Origin of the sequence: Mycobacterium sp. UM_CSW, assembly GCF_000455205.1 — a bacterium.
Classification (GTDB): domain Bacteria; phylum Actinomycetota; class Actinomycetes; order Mycobacteriales; family Mycobacteriaceae; genus Mycobacterium.
This window is the reverse complement of record NZ_AUWQ01000106.1, coordinates 27,479-46,566: the sequence shown is the minus strand read 5'-3', so window position 1 is coordinate 46,566 and position 19,088 is coordinate 27,479. Positions and strand designations below refer to the sequence as shown.

General features: G+C 67.9%; 19 protein-coding genes and 1 tRNA gene. 13 read left to right on the top strand and 7 right to left on the bottom strand.

The window, feature by feature from the left end:
* The first annotated feature begins 18 nt into the window (after positions 1–18).
* Positions 19–1,359, top strand: coding sequence for a diaminopimelate decarboxylase (gene lysA / locus N415_RS26950; protein ID WP_068188292.1), 1,341 nt, complete (start codon positions 19–21; stop codon positions 1,357–1,359).
* A 6-nt stretch (positions 1,360–1,365) separates the two neighbouring features.
* On the opposite strand, the gene N415_RS26945 is transcribed toward lysA, so the two are convergent.
* Positions 1,366–2,526: a DUF1214 domain-containing protein gene (locus N415_RS26945; protein WP_068188289.1), complete on the bottom strand. Its 1,161-nt coding sequence runs from the start codon at positions 2,524–2,526 to the stop codon at positions 1,366–1,368.
* The gene (locus N415_RS26940; RefSeq protein ID WP_068188286.1) at positions 2,523–3,785 is read right to left on the bottom strand and encodes a sulfotransferase; all 1,263 of its coding nucleotides are present in this window, start codon (positions 3,783–3,785) and stop codon (positions 2,523–2,525) included. The genes N415_RS26945 and N415_RS26940 overlap by 4 nt, the downstream gene beginning before the upstream one ends.
* 120 nt (positions 3,786–3,905) lie before the next feature.
* Between N415_RS26940 and N415_RS26935 the strand changes: the two genes are divergently transcribed.
* From N415_RS26935 to N415_RS26925, 3 genes are read left to right on the top strand one after another with little or no spacing between them, the layout of a single operon-like run.
* A complete protein-coding gene (locus N415_RS26935) occupies positions 3,906–4,511 on the top strand; it encodes a TetR/AcrR family transcriptional regulator (RefSeq protein ID WP_193376511.1) in 606 nt (201 codons plus the stop codon).
* Between the two features lie 14 nt (positions 4,512–4,525).
* Positions 4,526–5,572, top strand: a complete 1,047-nt coding sequence (locus tag N415_RS26930; protein ID WP_068188283.1) for a TIGR03617 family F420-dependent LLM class oxidoreductase — start codon at positions 4,526–4,528, stop codon at positions 5,570–5,572.
* A gap of 2 nt (positions 5,573–5,574) precedes the next feature.
* Positions 5,575–6,468 carry an SDR family NAD(P)-dependent oxidoreductase gene (locus tag N415_RS26925; protein WP_068188281.1) on the top strand — a complete coding sequence of 298 codons (894 nt, stop codon included), beginning with the start codon at positions 5,575–5,577 and terminating at the stop codon, positions 6,466–6,468.
* 6 nt (positions 6,469–6,474) lie between these two features.
* Here N415_RS26925 and N415_RS26920 read toward each other — a convergent pair whose 3' ends face one another.
* Entirely contained in the window at positions 6,475–7,068 is a 594-nt protein-coding gene (locus tag N415_RS26920) for a TetR/AcrR family transcriptional regulator (protein WP_142282191.1), read from the bottom strand.
* Between the two features lie 143 nt (positions 7,069–7,211).
* Here N415_RS26920 and N415_RS26915 point away from each other — a divergent pair.
* The 8 genes from N415_RS26915 (at position 7,212) to pth (ending at position 13,568) form a co-directional block, all read left to right on the top strand.
* Positions 7,212–7,283: transfer RNA gene (locus tag N415_RS26915), tRNA-Gln, on the top strand.
* 101 nt (positions 7,284–7,384) lie between these two features.
* Positions 7,385–8,863: a bifunctional UDP-N-acetylglucosamine diphosphorylase/glucosamine-1-phosphate N-acetyltransferase GlmU gene (gene glmU, locus N415_RS26910; protein WP_068188278.1), complete on the top strand. Its 1,479-nt coding sequence runs from the start codon at positions 7,385–7,387 to the stop codon at positions 8,861–8,863.
* Between the two features lie 97 nt (positions 8,864–8,960).
* Positions 8,961–9,941 carry a ribose-phosphate diphosphokinase gene (locus tag N415_RS26905; protein WP_068100094.1) on the top strand — a complete coding sequence of 327 codons (981 nt, stop codon included), beginning with the start codon at positions 8,961–8,963 and terminating at the stop codon, positions 9,939–9,941.
* Positions 9,942–10,286, top strand: coding sequence for an arsenate reductase (glutaredoxin) (arsC, locus tag N415_RS26900; protein WP_068188276.1), 345 nt, complete (start codon positions 9,942–9,944; stop codon positions 10,284–10,286). It begins immediately after the preceding gene.
* A gap of 98 nt (positions 10,287–10,384) precedes the next feature.
* Complete coding sequence (locus N415_RS26895) at positions 10,385–10,996, top strand: LpqN/LpqT family lipoprotein (protein WP_068188312.1); 612 nt, start codon at positions 10,385–10,387, stop codon at positions 10,994–10,996.
* 32 nt (positions 10,997–11,028) lie between these two features.
* On the top strand, positions 11,029–11,910 hold the full coding sequence (locus tag N415_RS26890) for an oxidoreductase (RefSeq protein WP_068188272.1): 882 nt from the start codon (positions 11,029–11,031) through the stop codon (positions 11,908–11,910).
* A gap of 410 nt (positions 11,911–12,320) precedes the next feature.
* A complete protein-coding gene (locus N415_RS26885) occupies positions 12,321–12,980 on the top strand; it encodes a 50S ribosomal protein L25/general stress protein Ctc (protein ID WP_068188268.1) in 660 nt (219 codons plus the stop codon).
* Between the two features lie 12 nt (positions 12,981–12,992).
* Positions 12,993–13,568 carry an aminoacyl-tRNA hydrolase gene (gene pth, locus N415_RS26880; RefSeq protein WP_068100102.1) on the top strand — a complete coding sequence of 192 codons (576 nt, stop codon included), beginning with the start codon at positions 12,993–12,995 and terminating at the stop codon, positions 13,566–13,568.
* Between the two features lie 19 nt (positions 13,569–13,587).
* Here the strand turns inward: pth and N415_RS26875 are convergent, their stop codons facing one another.
* From N415_RS26875 to N415_RS26865, 3 genes are read right to left on the bottom strand one after another with little or no spacing between them, the layout of a single operon-like run.
* Complete coding sequence (locus tag N415_RS26875; RefSeq protein ID WP_068188266.1) at positions 13,588–14,499, bottom strand: SDR family NAD(P)-dependent oxidoreductase; 912 nt, start codon at positions 14,497–14,499, stop codon at positions 13,588–13,590.
* A complete protein-coding gene (gene fdxA, locus N415_RS26870; protein ID WP_068188264.1) occupies positions 14,496–14,825 on the bottom strand; it encodes a ferredoxin in 330 nt (109 codons plus the stop codon). The genes N415_RS26875 and fdxA overlap by 4 nt, the downstream gene beginning before the upstream one ends.
* The gene (locus N415_RS26865; protein ID WP_068188263.1) at positions 14,822–16,387 is read right to left on the bottom strand and encodes an NAD(P)/FAD-dependent oxidoreductase; all 1,566 of its coding nucleotides are present in this window, start codon (positions 16,385–16,387) and stop codon (positions 14,822–14,824) included. The genes fdxA and N415_RS26865 overlap by 4 nt, the downstream gene beginning before the upstream one ends.
* A 141-nt stretch (positions 16,388–16,528) precedes the next feature.
* Here N415_RS26865 and N415_RS26860 point away from each other — a divergent pair, with 141 nt between their 5' ends.
* Positions 16,529–17,128, top strand: coding sequence for a TetR/AcrR family transcriptional regulator (locus tag N415_RS26860; RefSeq protein ID WP_068188255.1), 600 nt, complete (start codon positions 16,529–16,531; stop codon positions 17,126–17,128).
* A gap of 86 nt (positions 17,129–17,214) precedes the next feature.
* Here N415_RS26860 and N415_RS26855 read toward each other — a convergent pair whose 3' ends face one another.
* Positions 17,215–18,849 carry a fatty acyl-AMP ligase gene (locus N415_RS26855; protein WP_068188247.1) on the bottom strand — a complete coding sequence of 545 codons (1,635 nt, stop codon included), beginning with the start codon at positions 18,847–18,849 and terminating at the stop codon, positions 17,215–17,217.
* Positions 18,850–19,088 lie beyond the last annotated feature (239 nt).

Here is a 19,088-nt window from a genome sequence, read left to right as displayed (position 1 = left end):
CGGGCGCACGTTGAAGTCATGACATTGCTCGACATCCTGCCGTCCCTTGGAAAGGCCGCCCCCCGACGGTTCGATTCGACGATCTGGCCCGTCAACACACACTCCGACGAGGAGGGCCGCCTGTGCGTCGGCGGCGTGCCGCTCGTCGACATCGCCGACGAGTTCGGCACCCCGGCCTACGTGATCGACGAGGCGGACTTCCGCGTGCGCGCCCGCCGCTACCGCAAGGCGCTGCGCGACATCCGGGTGGTGTACGCGGGCAAATCGCTGCTGACCACCGCGGTGGCGCGGTGGGCGCGCGAGGAGGGGCTCGGTGTCGACGTCTGCTCGGCCGGCGAGCTGGCCACCGCCCTGGCCGGCGGCGTGGACCCGGCACGGATCGTCATGCACGGCAACGCGAAATCACCGGCCGAACTGCGCGAGGCCGTGCGCGTCGGCGTCGGGCGCATCGTGGTCGATTCGTGCATCGAGATCGCCTACCTCGCCGGCCTGGCGCGGCGGCGGCAGCCGGTGCTCATCCGGGTGACCCCCGACATCGACATCCACGGCCACCGCGCCGTCACCACCGGCATCAGCGACCAGAAGTTCGGGTTCACCCTCGCCGGTGACCAGGCCTCGGACGCCGCGAAACGGGTGCTGGCACATCCCATCCTCGACCTGGTCGGCCTGCACTGCCACATCGGATCGCAGGTCACCGACCCCGCCCTCTACGGCGAGGCGATCCGCCGGATGATCGCGGCGATGGCCGACATCCGCGCGCAGCACGGGGTCGTGCTCACCGAGCTGAACATCGGCGGCGGCCACGCGATCCCCTACATCCCGGGCGATCGGGAGCTCGACCTCGACGAGCTTTCCCGGGTCATCGAGGATGCGCTGGACGAGGCCTGCGCGGCCGAGCACTTCCCGCGGCCGAGGATCGTGGTGGAGCCCGGTCGCGCCATCAGCGGCCGGGCCGGGGTGACGCTCTACCGGGTGTGCTCGGTGAAGACGCAACCGGGCGGGCGCACCTTCGTCGCCGTCGACGGCGGGATGAGCGACAACCCGCGGGTGTCGCTGTACGGCGCGCAATACACCGTCACGCTGGCCAACCGGCACCCCCTGGGCGCCAGGCTGCGCGTCACGGTCGCCGGGCGGCACTGCGAGGCGGGCGACGAGATCGCCCGGGACATTGAGCTGCCGGCCGACGTGCACCCCGGCGACCTGCTGGCGGTGGCCTGCACCGGCGCTTACCACCACAGCATGGCGTCGAACTACAACCTGGTCGGCCGCCCGCCGCTGGTGGCGGTCAACGAGGGCCGGGCCCGCGCCCTGGTCCGCCGCGAGACGGTCGCCGATCTGCTGGCTCGCGATTGTGGCTAGCTGTATTCACGGCGTGTCCCGCTCGGCGAAATGGCGTTGCCGCGCCAACAGCGCCGCCGCCCGCTGCTCGGCGGTGACGCGGCGCGACGGTTCGAAGTAGTCGTCCACGCGGTCGACGTCGATCACGGTCACGGTGGGCGCGGCGGGTTGCTCGGCCGCGGTGGCGCGCCAGGTGACGACCCCGCCTCGATACCCGCGCGCGTCGAGCCAGTTGTCCACGCCGACATCCTCGGTGGCCAGCAACACCCGCACCCGGTCGCCGTCGGCGTGCGACTGGCCGAGATTCAGACTCGTCTGACGGGTGGCGATGTCGATCATCTCGCTCCACCGATTCGTCAGGCAGATGCCGACATACGGGCTGCCGCTGGGGATTTGGTAGTCGATCACCAAGGCCTGGCCCTCGTTCAGTTCCCACGAGATGGGGACGAACCACGCGCCGGCCATCGCCGACGGAGGCTGCATCGGCGGGATGGCGAAATTCTTCGGCAGGGCACCGAAGACCCGCGCGGGAATGTCGTTGACCCACATGGTGAACAGGTCCCGCGACGCGGCGAGGTGCTCGTCGAACGCGGCGACGGCCTGCGCCACCGACGCGGGCCCCGCCGGTCCGTCCGGATTGAGGCATTCGATGCGGATGGTGCCCTTGGACTGGCGCTGCCAGTCGCCGTAGGTCTGGTAGCAGCAGAACGACTCGGCCCCCGGCGGAAGCTGAAACCAGTTGGCATCGCCCGTTTTTTGCCGGGTGAAGTAGACCTCGAAGGAGCCGTCCGCCGCGATTTCCAGGTCTTCGGACTGGGTCTTGACCGCTTGGGCTTGGTCGTCCTTGCCGGCGTAGACGCCAAAAGTGGTCTGTGCGACCGAGCCCAGCGTTCCGTAAACGCGGTAGTCGTGCGCGTCGTCGATGCGCGCCGACAGGTACAGGGTGTCGGGGTTGGAGTGGCCCCAGTTCCACGGCGCGTACTGGGCGTTGATCAGCGCGGGGCGGGCCGGGTCGCTGCGCAATTGCAGGCCCATGTACTGAATGTGGCCGATCAAACGGCCGAGAAGTGTACTGGCAGAAGCTTCGTCGAGGTCGCCCTGCGCCAGCGCGACGCCGAGCAGCTCGTCGTGCAGCTCGCCGAACCGTCGCCACGCCGCGCGCAGCGCATCACTTGACTGATCGGTCATCGCTTGTCCTCGATTCCGTAGAAGTCGCGGTAGTACTGCAGTTCCGGCCAGAGCGCCGCGATGTCGAGCCCGTAATCCTCGGCGCGGTAGATGTTGGGCTTGCGGGTGGACGCGCCCCGCTTGTCCATGAACTGGCCCATCTTGCGGTGCACCTCGGGGGTGAGCTCGATGCCGAAGTGGTCGTAGATCGCCTTGACGCAGGCCATCGGGTCGCGATCCATGCGCTCCATCGGAAAGTCGATGAATTGCTCTGAGCGGTCGGCGAATTGACGCCGCAATTCGACGTTGCGGGCGAGCATCCCCCCGGTGCGCCAGCGCATGTAGCGGCCGTGATCGTGCCAGGCCTGCCAATCCAACCCGTCCTGCACCATCGCGAAGACGGTGCCGGACAACTTACAGCTGGAGGCGATGACCTCGGTGGGCTCGCGGTAGGTGGTGACGAAGCGCGCGTCGGGGAAGACGTCGAGGATCTTGTCGATGTTGGCCATGTGCGGCGGGGTCTTCAGCAGCCAGCTCTCCCGCGGGCGCAGTCCCCCGCTTTGCATGTACTGCAGGAGCAGCTTCTCCTCCTGGTAGACCCAGGCGCGGTCCTGATCGGCCAACCACCGGTCGTAGCCCTGGCAGTTGAACATGACCAGGAACGTCTCGCTGTGAAAGGCGTAGGCGTGCAGCAGCGCGCATTCCTGGGCCTCCCACGCGCCGAGCGGGTGCGCGGCGTCGAGATCGGGGGCCAGCGACAGGGTTCGGCGGATCTGCTTCTCGCTGCGCGCGATTCGCGGGTCGGTGCGCATGGTGGCCGGATCTAGCGGCGGGTGCAGCTCGTCGCACTCCCAGGTGAGCGGGAAGCGGAACCGGTCGTCCTGACTGAGCAGGTGATGGGTGATCGTGGTGCCCGTGCGGGGTGCGCCGACGAGGAAGACCGGTTTGGCGATGACCTCGTCGCGGATCGACGGATTCCGGCGGATGTGCTCCACGACCAGCAAGCGCTGGCGCAGCAGGTTGGTGATGTGGGTCGCGGCCAGGATCCGGCCGAAGCCGTTGAGCTTGTCTTCGGAATTGATCGAGTCGATGAGCCGGTCCAGGCCCGCTTCGAAGCGGGGATCACCGAAGTCGGTCAGGCCGCCCGCGCGCCGGCTGGCCCGGTCCATGAGCGCGTACTTGCGCAGCGGCACGGGATGGGCGCCGACGCGGCGGGCGGCGCGGTAGGCGCCGTTGAGGATGCGAAACGGCAGCGGTCTGGGTGGCGTTTCGATGGCCATTGCTAGCGTTCCTCACCGTTGAGCGCGCAGCTGAAATGTCTTGGCGGCCTTCGTGGTCGCTTCCGGGTGGTCAGGCGGACCGTTGTGCTCGATCCTGCAAAACATTACGATCTGAACGTAATGAAATCAACACCGTTGGAGCGCAATGATCGCGACTCCAAGTCGCAGGGGCGGCCGCGCGACGCGCGCATCGACGATGCCGTGCTGCAGGCCACCAACGAGCTGCTCGAAGAGATCGGCTATGCCCGGCTGAGCATTCCGTTGGTGGCGGCGCGCGCCGGCGCCACGCCACCGGCGGTATACCGGCGTTTCCCGACCAAGATCGAGCTCGTCTTCGCCGCGGTGTTTCCCCCGACGCCGCGCGCGGAGTTGCCGCTGACGGGTGATCTGCGGACGGTCGTGCGCAGCCTGCTCGAAGGATCGATCCACCTGTTCAGCCGGCCGGCGGTGCACAGCGCGGTGTCGGGCCTGACGGCCGAACTGCCCTCCGAACCGGGGTTGTCGGCGCGGCTGCTGGACCGGCTGCAGGGCGGCACCTACGAACGCCTGCAGCGCTACCTCGACCACGCCGCCGCCAAGGGGGCGGCGGCCGACGGCATCGACGCGCGCCTGCTGATGGACATGATCGGCGGCACGGTCATGATGTCGATGGCCACCGAACGCACCCTCGACGATGCCTGGCTCGAGCACAACACCACGTTGATCGTCCGGGGGCTGAGCCGATGACCGCCGGGCGGCCAATGGAGGTCGTCGCCTCCGCACCGGCCCAGCTGGGCCTGGGCGAAATCGGTCCGTGGGCCGCGCGCATGGAGCGCATCGGCTTCGGGGTCGTCCACGTGTCCGAGACGATCCACGACGTATTCGCCGTCGCGGCAATGGCATTGGCCCATACGGAGCGGCTGACCGTGCGGACCAGCATGGCCCTCGCGTTGCCGCGCAGCCCCATGATCACCGCATACGCCGCGTGGGACCTCGCCGGGTACTCCGACGGCCGCTTCCAGCTCGGCCTGGCCTCCCAGGTCCGCGGGAACATCGTCGGACGGTTCTCGGTCCCGTGGTCGCAGCCATCGCTGCGGATGCGGGAGTACATCGAATCGGTGCTCGCCATATTCCACTCCTTCCAGACCGGCGAGCCCCTCGACTACGGCGGGCGGTTCTACCGATTCGACCGCCTCCAGCCATATTTCAACCCCGGCCCGATCGGCTGCCCGGCCCCGCAGATCTGGACCGGTGGGGTCAACAAGAAGATGTGCCTGCTGGCCGGTGAAATGTCCGACGGCTTCGTCTGCCACCCCACCAACTCACACCCGTCGATCCTCGCGACGCAGACGCTGCCGTACCTCGCCGGGGGCGCCGCCAAGGGCCGGCGCCCCCGGACGCCGCTCGCGGTGGTCGCCAACCCGCAACCGCTGATGGCCGCCACCAACGACGAGCTGGCCCGGTTGCGGGAACACCGCCGATCGGAGCTGGCCTTTCTCTACAGCACCCCCGCCTACCGGCGACAGCTCGAACACTTCGGCTTCGAGGACATCGGCGAGGCGCTCAGCGGCATGGCGCGCCGGAACGAATGGACCGACCTGCCGAAGCACCTGACGGACGAGGTGATGGATCGGGTTGTGCCGCAAGGCACCTACGACGAAATCCCCGACATGCTCGAGCGCTGGTACTCCGGCGTGTGCAGCGGCCTGAGCCTGCCGGTCGACGACGTACCCGACGACGTCCTTGCGACCCTGATCGATCGCCTCAAGGCCATCCCCACCCTGAGCGAACCGACACCGGGAAGGTAGCGATGAACGCAACACAATCGGCCCTGGCGCTGAAATCCGTTGTGGCCCAGCAATGGCGATCGCACAGCCCACTGGCCCGGCGCCCACCGAATAACTTCGCGGGCCAGTACGGATCGTGGGCACTGGTGTCCGGCGCCAGCGAGGGCATCGGCGGCGCCTGGGCGGATTACGCTGCCTCCCAGGGCTTGTCGGTCGTGATCGTCGCGCGCGACCCCGACAAGCTGGAGAAGAAGCGCCAGGAACTGGTGTCCAGGTTCGGTGTCGAGGTGCTGGTCGTCTCCCAGGACCTGGGGGCGACCGATGCCGTGGAGAACATCGTCGCGGCCGTCGGCGACCGCGAAATCGGGCTGCTGGTGTCCAACGCCGCCCTGGCCACCGTGGGCGGATTCTGGGCCGACGACCTCGAATTCGAGCGGCGACGGATAAACATCAACTGCTGCAGCCCCTTTGGGCTGACGTATCACTACGGCGCGCTGATGAAGGCGCGCCGTCGCGGCGGCATCGTCCTGATGAGTAGCGGCACGGGCCTGATCGGCAGTCCGTACTACACGCACTACGGCGCGACGAGGGCGTACAACATCATTCTCGCCGAAGGGCTCTGGTACGAACTGAAACCCGACAACGTGCACGTGCTGGCCTGCATGGCCGGACTCACCAGTTCGCCGGGGGCCGCTGAGGCGCTCGAGGTCGCGCGGGCCAGGGGCAGCCTCATCAACACTCCCGAAGAGAACGTCGAGGAGGCCGTGCTGTATCTCGGCAAGCGGCCCAGCATGCAGGTGGGGGCGCCGAACCGGCGCATGATGTTCGTCGTCACCCGCCTGCTTCCGCGCCCTCTGGGCATCCGCGAGATCGGCAAGCACGCCTTGAACAACTTCCTCGACGGGGTGCGGCCCTAGGAGGCGTTACTCGTCCTGAAGCTTGGGGTCCGCTTCCAGGTGGGTCAGGCCGTTCCACATCAGGTTGACCAGGTGCGCGGCGACCACTTCTTTTTTCGGCTCGCGGGTGTCGAGCCACCATTGCGCCGTCATCGACACCGAGCCCACCAGCGCCTGGGCGTACAGCGGCGCCAGGTCCGCGTCCAGCCCCCGGCGTGCGAAGTCGCCGGCCAGGATCGAGCTGACCTGGCTGACCGCGTCGTTGAGCAGGCTGGAGTAGGTGCCCGAGCTGATCGCGGCCGGCGAGTCGCGGATCATGATCCGGAAGCCGTCGGTGCGCTCCTCGACGTAGGTGAGCAGCGCCAGGGCGACCCGCTCCACCCGCACCCGGGACCGGTTGTTGGTCAGCGACGAGGTGATCATGTCCAGCAGCGCCGACATCTCGCGGTCGACGACGACGGCGTACAGCCCCTCCTTGCCGCCGAAGTGCTCGTAGACGACGGGCTTGGACACGTTGGCACGCAGCGCGATCTCCTCGATCGAGGTGCCCTCGTAACCGCGCTCGGCGAACAGGGAGCGGGCGATGCCGATGAGCTGCTGGCGGCGATCGCTGCCCGTCATGCGGGCGCGCGCCGGCCGGGCTTCCTTGTCGGGCTCTTTATCGAGAACGGCCACGTCAATCAGCGTATCGGGTCGGCACAACCGCACCGCCGGCCCGCGCACCGTCTAAAGTCTCTTGGTGGCGCGGGCCTAGGGGCTTGCAGTCCGTCGTGGTGTAATCGGCAGCACATCAGATTTTGGTTCTGAGAGTTCAGGTTCGAGTCCTGGCGACGGAGCAGCGTGGCTCTTTGCGGCGAGCGTGCAGGAAATGCAACGCTTGAGGGCGTGTCGGCGTACCAACACGCACGCCCGCGCGAAGGGTCCAATAGGAGAGTTCATGTCGTTTCGTGGTGACACTGCGGTCCTGGTCCTCGCGGCCGGACCGGGCACCCGGATGCGGTCCGACACCCCGAAGGTGCTGCACACGATCGCCGGCCGCAGCATGCTGTCGCATTCCCTGCACGCGATCGCCAAGGTCGCGCCCCAGCACCTGGTCGTGGTCCTGGGCCACGATCACGAGCGCGTCGCGCCGCTGGTCGGTGAGCTTGCCGAGACGCTGGGCCGCTCGATCGACGTGGCGTTGCAGGAACGGCCGCTGGGCACCGGCCACGCCGTCCTGTGCGGGCTGTCCGCCCTGCCCGACGACTACGCCGGCATCGTCCTCGTCACCTCGGGGGACACCCCGCTGCTCGACTCCGACACCGTGGCCGGCCTGATCGCCGCCCACACCGCCGAGTCGGCCGCGGTCACGGTGCTCACCACGACGCTCGACGACCCGGTCGGCTACGGCCGCATCCTGCGTACGCAGGACAACGAGGTGATGGCGATCGTCGAGCACACCGACGCGACGCCCTCGCAGCGCCAGATCCGCGAGGTCAACGCCGGCGTCTACGCCTTCGACGTCGCGGCGCTGCGGTCGGCGCTGAGCCGGCTGAGCTCGAATAACGCCCAGCGGGAGCTGTATCTGACCGACGTCGTCGCGATCCTGCGCGGCGACGGCCGCGCTGTGCGCGCTCAGCACGTCGCCGACAGCGCGCTGGTGGCCGGAGTCAACAACCGCGTCCAGCTGGCCGAACTCGGCGCCGAGCTGAACCGCCGGATCGTCGCCGCCCACCAGATGTCCGGCGTGACCGTCGTCGATCCGGGCACCACCTGGATCGACGTCGACGTGACGATCGGTCGCGACACCGTCATCCACCCCGGCACCCAGCTGCTGGGCCGCACCCGGGTGGGCGGCCACTGCGTCGTCGGCCCCGACACCACCCTGACCGACGTCAGCGTCGGCGACGGCGCGTCGGTGGTGCGCACGCACGGCTCGTCCTCGTCGATCGGGGACGGCGCCACCGTCGGCCCGTTCACCTACCTGCGACCGGGGACCGTGCTGGGGGCCGACGGCAAGCTCGGCGCGTTCGTCGAGGTCAAGAACTCGATCATCGGCACGGGCACCAAGGTCCCGCACCTGACCTACGTCGGCGACGCCGACATCGGCGAGCACAGCAACATCGGCGCGTCCAGCGTGTTCGTCAACTACGACGGCGAAACCAAGCGGCGCACCACCATCGGATCGCATGTGCGCACCGGGTCGGACACCATGTTCGTGGCCCCGGTGACCGTCGGCGACGGGGCCTACACCGGTGCCGGGACCGTGGTGCGCGACGACGTCCCGCCCGGGGCGCTGGCGGTGTCCGCGGGACCGCAACGCAACATCGAGGGCTGGGTGCAGCGCAAGCGGCCGGGCAGCGCGGCGGCCGAGGCGGCGGACAAGGCGGCCGCGAAGTCCGCCGAAGAAAATCCCGAGAATTCAGGGCCCGAATAGACACCGTGAGTTTGGTCCCTGGCAACCCGGCCACATTTCCGTACCATTCGCTACGTACGATGGGGCTTCCATTTCGATCCCGAGGCAGGGCAGTGCGTTGAGCCACGACTGGACCGATAATCGCAAAAATTTGATGCTTTTCTCGGGCCGCGCGCATCCCGAGCTGGCCGAACAGGTCGCCAAGGAACTCGACGTCCACGTCACCGCGCAGACGGCGCGGGAATTCGCCAACGGCGAGATCTTCGTTCGGTTCCACGAGTCGGTGCGCGGCTGCGACGCCTTCGTCCTGCAATCCAACCCCGCGCCGGTCAACAACTGGCTGATGGAACAGCTGATCATGATCGACGCGCTCAAGCGGGGCAGCGCCAAGCGGATCACCGCGGTCATGCCCTTCTACCCCTACGCGCGGCAGGACAAGAAGCACCGCGGGCGCGAACCCATCTCCGCGCGGCTGGTCGCCGACCTGCTCAAGACCGCCGGCGCCGACCGGATCGTGACCGTGGACCTGCACACCGACCAGATCCAGGGTTTCTTCGACGGTCCCGTCGACCACATGCGCGCGCAGAACCTGCTGACCGGTTACATCAAGGACAACTACCCGGACGGCAACATGGTGGTGGTCTCCCCCGACTCCGGCCGGGTCCGCATCGCCGAGAAATGGGCCGACGCGCTGGGCGGGGTTCCGCTGTCCTTCATCCACAAGACCCGCGACCCGCGGGTGCCCAACCAGGTGGTCTCCAACCGCGTCGTCGGCGAAGTCGAAGGCCGCACCTGCGTTCTGATCGACGACATGATCGACACCGGCGGCACCATCGCCGGCGCGGTGAACCTGCTGCGCGAAGACGGCGCCAGCGACGTGGTGATCGCGGCGACCCACGGCGTGCTCTCCGACCCGGCCGCCGAGCGGCTGGCGGCGTGCGGCGCGCGGGAGGTCATCGTCACCAACACGCTGCCGATCGGCGAGGAGAAGCGTTTCCCGCAGCTCACGGTGTTGTCCATCGCGCCGCTGTTGGCCAGCACCATCCGCGCGGTCTTCGAAAACGGCTCCGTCACAGGCCTTTTCGACGGTGACGCCTAGATGGCCGACACCGTCATCTACCACAACCCCAAGTGCAGCACCTCCCGCAAGACGCTGGATCTGTTGCGCGACAACGGGATTGACCCCACGATCGTCCAGTACCTGAAAACCCCGCCGTCGCGCGCCGAGCTGGCGCGCATGATCCGCGATGCCGGCATCGACGTGCGCGCCGCGGTGCGCAAGCGCGAACCGCTCTATGCCGAACTCGGTCTCGCCGACGCGTCCGACGACGAGTTGCTCGACGCCATGGCCGAACACCCGATCCTGATCGAACGGCCGTTCGTGATCACCCCGAAGGGCACCCGGCTGGCGCGGCCGATCGACGCCGTGCGCGAGATCCTGTGAGGCTGCCCGGCGACGATGCGCGCCGGAACGGCGTGAGAAGGAGGCGGGCAATTAGGCCTGCGGCGATCACCGCCGGTGTTGTGGCGGTCGCGCTGAGCATGCCCGTGGCGGCATGTTCGCCACCGAAAGCCCCTGACTACCAGTCGATCCTGACGCGGAGTTCGACGACCAGCGCCGCCGCGACGATGACGGACAAGCCCGTTCCGCTGTCGCAGTACCTGCAGGACATCGGCGTCAGCGGCCAACAGGTGGCGCCGGGATCGTTGCCCGATCTGAACGTTTCGATACCTACGCCGACGGGCTGGTCGCAGGCGAACAACCCGAACATCGCCAAGGAGACCCTGATGATCTCGCACGGCGGCAAGTATCCGACCGCGCGGCTGGTGGTCTTCAAATTGCACGGGGACTTCGACCCGGCGCAGGTCGTCAAGCACGGCAACGACGACGCCCGGCTGTTCGAGAACTTCAAGCAGCTGGACGCCTCCACGGACAACTACAACGGCTTTCCCTCGTCGATGATCCAGGGTAGCTACGACGTCGACGGCCAGCGGCTGCACAGCTGGAATCGGATCGTCATCGCCACCGGGTCGCCGCCCGCGAACCAGCGGTACCTGGTCCAGTTGACCATCACCACCCTGGCCAACCAGGCGGCCGCCGAGGCGACCGACATCGAGGGGATCATCCACGGGTTCGTCGTCGCCGCCAAGTAATCGGCGGCGGCCTTTCACTAAGCTCATCAGCCATGACGAACTGGACCGCCGCAGACCTGCCGTCGTTCGCCGGGCGCACCGTGATCATCACCGGCGCCAATAGCGGGCTGGGCGCGGTGACGGCCCGCGAGCTGGCCGGCAAGGGCGCCAAGATCGTCATGGCCGTGCGCAACACGGGCAAGGGCGAGGCCGCCGCGAAGCAGATCACCGGCCCCGAAACCGGCCACGTCGAGGTGCGCCCCCTCGACCTGCAGGACCTGTCGTCGGTGCGCCGGTTCGCCGACGGGGTGGAGGGGGCCGACGTGCTGATCAACAACGCCGGCATCATGGCCGCCCCCTACGCGCTGACCGCCGACGGGTTCGAGAGCCAGATCGGCACCAACCACCTCGGTCATTTCGCGCTGACCAACCTGCTGCTCCCCAAGCTGACCGACCGCGTCGTCACGGTGTCGTCGATGGCGCACTGGCCGGGGCGCATCGACTTCGACGATCTGAACTGGAAGAACCGCCGCTACTCGCCCTGGCTGGCCTACAGCCAGTCGAAGCTCGCCAACCTGCTGTTCACCAGCGAGCTGCAGCGACGCCTCGACTCGGCCGGTTCGCCGCTGCGCGCGCTGGCGGTCCATCCCGGCTACTCGCACACCAACCTGCAGGGCGCGTCCGGCCGCAGGGTGGGCGACGCGCTGATGTCGGCCGCCACCCGGGTGGTGGCCACCGACGCCGATTTCGGCGCCCGGCAAACGCTGTACGCCGCATCGGAGGACCTGCCGGGCGACACGTTCATCGGCCCGCGATTCGGCTGGGTCGGCCGAACGCAGCCGGTCGCCCGCAGCCGGCGCGCGCAGGACGCGACCGCCGCCGCCCGGCTGTGGGAGCTGTCCGAGCAGCTCACGGCCACCAAATTCCCGCTGTAGGGCGTTGAGTGTGAGCTGAGGGCTTTCAGTGTGTGCTGAGGGCGCAACTTTCGACGATTTGCAACCCTGGAGCACCACGCAAAGCCGTCAATGCACAGTCAACGGCCGCCCCGGAACAAGCGACCCGCCGAACGAGCGGCGGGCGCGTTGAGTGTGAGCTGACGGCTTTCAGTGTGTGCTGAGGGCGCGATTTCCGACGATTTTCAACCCTGGCGCAACACGCAAAGCCGTCAATACACACTCGCCAATTTCCGCGCAATTTCCGCTCCGAGGCGCAGATGCGCTAACCTGACCGGGCGCCACGGCGAGGGTGGCTGGCAAGCCAGCACCGTTATCGACGGAGACCGACTTCAATGTCGCGACCTTTGCCGTGCTCCCGACCCAGGTATTGAGCACATAGGAGCGACACGATGGCCAAGTCCGCAGTCAACCAACTCAAGGTGGCGGTGCGAGCTGAGACCGGCAAGGGCGCGTCCCGCCGCGCCCGCCGCGAGGGCAAGATTCCCGCCGTCCTCTACGGTCACGGGGCCGCCCCGCAGCACCTCGAACTGCCCGGGCACGACTACGCCGCGGTGCTGCGGCACTCCGGCACCAACGCGGTGCTGACCCTCGACATCGCCGGCAAGGAGCAGCTGGCGCTGACCAAGGCGCTCGACATCCACCCCATCCGCCGCACCATTCAGCATGCCGACCTGGTGGTCGTGCGCCGCGGCGAGAAGGTCCACGTGGAGGTCAACGTCGTCATCGAGGGCGAGGCCGGCCCCGACACCCTGGTCACCCAGGAGACCAACACGATCGAGATCGAGGCCGAGGCCATGTCGATTCCCGAGCAGTTGACCGTGTCCGTCGAGGACGCGCCTGCGGGCACCCAGTTCACCGCCGGACAGATCACGCTGCCCAGCGGCGTCAGCCTGGTGTCCGACCCCGACATGCTGGTGGTCAACGTGGTGAACGCCCCGACGGCCGCCGACCTCGCGGAAGAGGGCGCCGGCGAGGCGGCCGAGGGCGAGGCGGCTCCCGCGGCCGAAGAGGGCGGCGAGGCCGAGGCCTCTGCCGACGAGTCCGAGTAGGCGGCTCGCGACGTGGCCGAACCGCTATTGGTGGTCGGCCTGGGCAACCCCGGAGACAACTACGCGCGCACCCGGCACAACCTCGGGTTCATGGTCGCCGACCTGCTCGCCGCGCGGCTGGGTTCGAAGTTCAAGGCGCACAAGCGTTCCGGCGCCGAAGTTGTCAGCGGTCGGTTGGCCGGGCACTCGGTGCTGGTGGCCAAGCCGCGCTGCTTCATGAACGAGTCGGGCCGCCAGGTCGGGCCGCTGGCGAAGTTTTACTCGGTGGCCCCGGCCGACATGATCGTCATCCACGACGACCTCGACCTGGAGTTCGGTCGCATCCGGCTCAAAATCGGCGGCGGCGAAGGTGGTCACAACGGCCTGCGCTCGGTCGTTGCGGCGCTGGGCACCAAGGACTTTCAGCGGGTGCGCATCGGGATCGGGCGCCCGCCCGGACGCAAGGATCCGGCGGCGTTCGTGCTGGAGAACTTCACCGCGGCCGAGCGCGCCGAGGTGCCCACCATTTGCGAGCAGGCCGCCGACGCCACCGAGGCGCTCATCGAGCTCGGGCTCGAGCCCGCGCAGAACCGCGTGCACGCCTGGTAGGCGGACGCGTGCTGAGTCGTCAGACCGGTTCTGCCGGTGAAGGTTTGGCGAAGCCGCGGCCGAACCGCTCCACCATCTGCCAGTACTCCGGCACGTTGCCGTCGCCCAGGTAGTCGACCAGCAGCCGCACCTCGGGCGGCAGACGTCCGTCGACGTCGGTGAAGCCGTACTCGCGGGCAAGGCGGGACGCGAAGAACGATCGGCCGGTGCGGGCCATCCGGTCGGGATCGGTGAACAGCGCGACGACCGCGCGCCCCGGGAACCGCGGGGACTCGCAGATGTCGAGGTCGAGCCCGAACAGCTGGCGCGAACCCGACGGGCCCTCGGTCGCGAAGGCGAGGATGCGTTCGGTGAGCACCAGTCCCGGCCACAGTCCGATCACGGCGACATTGTGCTCGCGCAGTTCGAGCGCGGTGTCGTGGGTGATCTTCTCGATGGCTGCCTTCGCCGCCCCGTAGGGCGTGGAAAGGAGGTAGTCCTCGCAGCCGTGGGACGAGATGTTGACGATCAGCCCGCCGCCCTGTCCGATCATCATCGGCGCGGCGAGCGCCGAGGTCACGAAGTTCGCGCGCGGCCCGACGACGAGGCTGTCGGTGATCGCCTGGAAGGGCAGCGTCCAAAATGGCTGGGCCACCATCGATGTGAAGTCCGGCGACGCGACGTTGACCACCATGTCCAGCCGCCCCGGGCCGCGCCGCAATTCGTCGAACACGGCCTCCACCGCGGCATCGTCGGCGTGATCGCAGGGCCGGGCCACCGCGGCGCCGCCGAGCGCCCGGATCTGATCGGCGGTCTGCTCAAGGCCGGCACCGTTGCGGGCGGTGAGCCAGACGGTGGCGCCCTGGTTGCCGAGCTCGATCGCGATGCCCTGGCCGATTCCCTGGCTCGCGCCGGTGACGAGGGCCACCGTGCCGTCGAGGGGTCGTGTCACTGACACTGCCCTCCAGTCGGCTCGAGCCCCTTGATCGCCTGCGGATCATGTTCGCACACACCGACTTTGGCCGCGCCGCCCGGCGAGCCCAGCCGCTCGAAGAAGTCGGCGTTGATCTGCGTGTAGCCCCTCCACTCGTCGGGCACGTCGTCCTCGTAGTAGATGGCCTCGACCGGGCAGACCGGCTCACAGGCACCGCAATCGACGCATTCGTCGGGCTGGATGTAGAGCATCCGGATGCCTTCGTAGATGCAGTCGACGGGACATTCCTCGATGCAGGCCTTGTCCTTGAGGTCGACGCAGGGCTCGGCGATCACGTAGGTCATCGCGAGATGTCCTCGAGCGCCTGGTGCGCGGCGTTGTAGCCGGGGGTGAACGTAATGCCCGGGCCCCCATGGCATCCCGCGCCACCCAGGTACAGCCCCTCGATCGGAATCGGCATGTCGATGAAGCCCTTGGGCCCGGGCCGGTTGGGCCCCATCAGGTCCGGATGCAGCATGCCGTGGCAGAAGTCGCCGGCGGGAGCCGCGAACATCGTCTGCATGTGGTAGGGGGCGAACGTGATATGCCGGATCTGGATGTCGCGGAAGTTGGGTGCGAAGCGGGTGATCTTGTCGATGACCTTCTCCGCCATCACGTTCTTGAGGTGGCCGTGCATTTCGCGGGGCGTTTCGACGGGGAACGCATAGGCGAACGCACTCGCCGCGTGCTTCCCCGGTGGCGCCATGCTGGGATCGTGCACCGACGGTATCTGCATGCCCATCGACGGGTTGTCAGGAATGATGCCCCGCTTGCACTCCTCCCACTGGCGTTGTTGCTCTTCTGGCGAGCCGAATATGCCGATGGATGACTGCATGCCGGGTTCGTTGAGGAAGTCGTACGGCGGAGCGAATTCCGGCAGGCCGTCAAGCGCGAAGTGGATCTGGACGAAGGGCGCCCGGTGGTCGCGACCGCTGAGCCGGGCGACGAGGTCGGCCGGCAGGTGCTCGGCCCCGACCATGTCGATCAGGGTCAGGTCGGGCGACAGGTTGGACACGACGACCGGCGCGCTGATCTCAGAACCGTCCTTCAGGCGCACCCCCGTCACCCGATCATTCTCGACGAGAATCTTTTCCACCTTGGCGCGGTATCTGATCTCGCCCCCGTGCGAGACGAACAGATCATGCAGGTGCTGGCCGAGCGAGCCGATCCCGCCCTCGAGCTTCGTCATCATCGCCGCACCCTCGTTGGGAACGGCGAGCGCGAACGCCAAACACGTTGCGCTGCCCGGGGTGTAAGGACCGCGGTAGGTGGAGTTGATGGCGAGGAAGGCGAGCATTCCGCGCAACACCGCGTGCTTGTCCTTGTCGGGCAGGAAGCGGTCGATGGCATCCATCGCCGAACCAAACAGCACTTCGTGGATGGCCCTGCGCTCGGATTCGTTTGCGGCGCAGGCGTACATCTCGTCGATCGTCTTGGGCGGCGTACGCACCTCGAAGCGGCCGAGCGCCTTCGCCGGTCCCTGGCTCCAGCCGATCATCTCGGCCATCCCCGTAACGGCCTCGGTCCCGAGCTTTTCGGCGAGGTGGGTCATCAGCTGCATCGGATCGCGGTAGAAGATCATGGGTTCTTCGCCGTTGTCGCCGAGGTTGACCGACTGGACTTCGGCATCGACGGTGGGCAGCGTGTCCAGCCCGAGCTCCTTGGTGATTGCGGGGGCGGTGGGAAACTGCACCGAACCCGCTATCTCGTAACGGAATCCGTCGATCAACTCGACCGTGGCCGCCATTCCGCCGCTGTAGGTGTTGGCCTCCAGGCACAGGGTGCGCAGGCCGGCGCGCTGCAGGACCGCCGCCGCGGTCAGCCCGTTATGGCCGGCGCCGACCACGATCGCGTCATAATCCGTCATCGCTGATGCTCCTTCTTCGAAATGGTCTTCGAGGCCACCTGGCGACACACCCATGGCGGGCGGGACCCAATATATGTCAGTACTGACTTAATTGGAAGACGTCGGCGCCGACCAGGATCGGGATGTGATGTGATGCCAGGCATGGGCGAGCCGACCAATCTGCACAAGCTGCGCCGCAGCAGGACCCATGAGGCGCTGCGGCAGGTGGCGTTAAAGAGGTTCGCGAGCGAGGGCTTCGGCAACGTGACGGTGCAGCAGCTGGCACAGGAAGCCGGCGTCACCGAGCGCACGTTCTTCCGGCACTTCCCCACCAAGGAAGCCGTGCTGTTCCAGGACTACGACACGCACGTGGAGTGGCTGGCCGAGGCGCTTACCCAACGCCCGCAATCCGAGTCGGTGTTCGACGCCGTGCTGGCCAGCATGGCCAGCTACCCGCACGACATAGAGCTGGTTCGGCAGGCGGCGCTCGCCCGCGCCGAGCTGATCACCGGCGAGCAGATCGCCAGCCACCTGCGGGTGGTGCAATCGTCGTTCGCCGCGGTCATCACCGACTTCGTCAAGCAGCGCTATCCGGACGTGGAGAACATCGAGCTGGTCGCCAACGTCGCGGGCGCCACGCTGGCCGCGGCCATGGTGATCGGCGTGGAGACGTGGGGGCGCAACGGCTGCGTCGAGGACTTGGCCGTCATCTCGGCCACCTGCCTAGACCTGGTCAGGTCGGGGCTTTCCCCGCTGACCTGATGGGCCCGGCGAGTGTGGGCCTTACGGACGAATTTCGTTGCGCCGGCGTACTTATCCCCCACACTCGGGGGGACGCCAACCGAAAGCTAGCTGACCAGCGTGACCGAATTGGACCGGCGCAGCTTGCCCGAAGGCGTCTTCGGGATGGTGCCGGGGCCCAGCACCACGACGTTGCGCGGACGCACGTCGACCTCGGCCACCACTTCGTGGGCGACCTGGTGCTCGATGCGGCGCACCTCGGCCGGGTCCTGCCAGGCGTTTGACTCGACCGCGACGGCGAACGTCTCGCGGGAGTGGCCGGCGTCGAGGCGCACCGCGACGGCGCAGCCGGGCCGGACCCCCTCGACGCGGCAGGCGGCCCGCTCGATGTCGGTCGGGTAGATGTTGCGGCCCGCCATGATGATGACGTCCTTGACGCGGCCGCACACCACGACGTGGCCCTCCTCGGTCAGGTAGCCGAGGTCGCCGGTGTCGTACCAGCCGTGCTCGTCCTGCGCCGGGATGAAGCCGCCCATCGTGAGGTAGCCGGGCGTCAGGGACTCGCCGCGCAGCTCGATGACCCCCACGCCGCGCGCGGGCATCACGTTGCCGCTTTCGTCGATGATGCGGGCCTCGAGGTCCTTCAGCAGGGGACCCAGCGTGGCCAGCCTGCGGGTGTTGCCCTTGGTGGCCGGGACGGCGCGGCGCAACGCGGCCAGCAGGTCGGCGTCGACCTCGTCGACGACGAGCCCGGCGTTGCACTCGGAGAACGACACCGCCAGCGTCGTCTCGGCCATGCCGTAGGCCGGCAGGATCGCCGAGGGCCGCAACCCGAACGGCTTGCCCGCGTCGAGCAGGTCCTCGACGTCGGCGGGCTCGACTGGCTCGGCGCCGGACAGCGCGAAGCGCAGGGTCGACAGGTCGAAGTCGCCAGGCTTGGCGTTGCGGCGCAGCCGCTTGGCCAGCAGCGCGTAGGCGAAGTTGGGCGCCGCGGTCATGGTGCCCTTGTACTTGTCGATGAGCTTGGCCCACAGCAGCGTGTCGCGCAGGAAGTCCATCGGCGTGACCTTCACCAGCTCCGCGCCGAAGTACATCGGGATGGTCAGGAAGCCGACCATGCCCATGTCATGGAAGCAGGGCAGCCAGCTGACCATGACGTCCTTCTCGACGTCGTACTGGGCGCCGATGAACATGGCCTCGGCGTTCGAGTAGATGTTGCGGTGGGTGATCTGGACGGCTTTGGGAGATCCAGTGGAACCGCTCGTTAATTGCATGAGCGCCAGGTCGTCCTCGCCCACCTCGACGGGGTCGATCGGCTCCGATGCGAGCAGGTCGGCGACGGTGAGGACCTTGACGCCCTTCTCCTCCAGCACGGGGATGGCCACCAGGAAGGGCTCGGACACGATGACGGCCTTGGCCTCGATCATGCCGATGACGGTCATGGTGTCCTCGGCCCACACGACGAGGTCGGTGCGCGGTGTCGGCTGGTGCAGCATGGTCAGGCTGGCGCCGCGCATCCACAGGCCCTGCGCCGTGGGCGCGATCTCCACCGGGAAGCCGGCGAGGACGCCGACGGCGTCGCCGAGGCCGATGCCCGCGGCGGCCAGGCCGCCCGCGATGCGACGGGCGCGCTCGTGGACCTCGCCCCAGGTGTGCCGGACGGGTTCGTGGGGTTCACCGGTGACCATGCCCGTCGTCGCGGTGCGGGCGTTGCGGAACATCTTGTCGGTAAACCTGCTCACAAAAACCTCCTCGGTTCCGGCAGTTGCCCCAAGGCCCGGAATCTCATGTTCCGCCTGCTGGGTGCCAGTTTGTAGCAGCCACGCGAGCACGATTGCGCAGCGGTTAGGTCTCGGACACGTGATGAGCCAACGAGCCCACCGGTAATTCCGGTGGGCGAAGGAATCGAGTGGTCTTGCTTACCGCTGCTCGTCACCGCCAGTTATCTTAAACTCCTCTTAAGTAACTGCCAAACTGTGGC